Origin of the sequence: Streptomyces malaysiense (assembly GCF_000980885.2) — a bacterium.
In the GTDB taxonomy this organism is placed as follows: domain Bacteria; phylum Actinomycetota; class Actinomycetes; order Streptomycetales; family Streptomycetaceae; genus Streptomyces; species Streptomyces malaysiense.
Window position 1 is genome coordinate 1 of record NZ_LBDA02000171.1, and the last position, 909, is coordinate 909.

The window sequence follows — 909 nt, forward strand, 5'->3', positions numbered from 1 at the left end:
CGTGGAGCTGGCGGTCGAGAAGGAGCTGGGCTTCTCCGGCAAGAAGGACATCGAGGCGTACGGCATCGCCGAGTTCAACGAGAAGTGCCGTGAGTCCGTGACCCGGCACACCGACGCCTTCGCCGAGCTGACGACCCGCATGGGCTACTGGGTCGACCTGGACGACGCGTACCGGACGATGGACCCGGAGTACGTCGAGTCGGTGTGGTGGTCGCTGAAGGAGATCTTCGGCAAGGGCCTGCTGGTCCAGGACCACCGCGTCGCCCCCTGGTGCCCGCGCTGCGGCACCGGCCTGTCCGACCACGAACTGGCGCAGGGCTACGAGACGGTCGTCGACCCCTCGGTGTACGTCCGTTTCCCGCTCACCTCCGGACCGCTGGCCGGCGAGGCCGCGCTCCTGGTGTGGACGACGACCCCCTGGACCCTGGTCTCCAACACGGCGATCGCCGTCCACCCGGAGGTCACCTACATCGTCGCCACGAACGGCGAGGAGAAGCTCGTCGTCGCCGAGCCGCTGCTCGCCAAGGCGCTCGGCGAGGGCTGGGAGGCCACCGGGCAGACCTTCACCGGCGCCGAGATGGAGCGCTGGACCTACCAGCGCCCGTTCGAGCTCATCGAGTTCCCGGAGCCGGCCCACTACGTGGTGAACGCCGACTACGTGACCACCGAGGACGGTACGGGTCTGGTCCACCAGTCCCCCGCCTTCGGCGAGGACGACCTCAAGGTCTGCCGCTCCTACGGCCTGCCCGTCGTCAACCCGGTGCGCCCGGACGGCACCTTCGAGGAGGACGTGCCGCTGGTCGGCGGCGTCTTCTTCAAGAAGGCCGACGAAAAGCTCACCGAGGACCTCAAGCAGCGCGGCCTGCTGTTCAGGCACCTGCCGTACGAGCACAGCTACCCGCACTGCTG

Annotated in this window: 1 protein-coding gene; it reads left to right on the plus strand. The window is 68.6% G+C overall.

The annotated features are described in order from the left end of the window. Positions 1-909 (plus strand): class I tRNA ligase family protein (locus VT52_RS34705; RefSeq protein ID WP_143070981.1); only part of this gene is annotated, 909 nt, incomplete at both ends.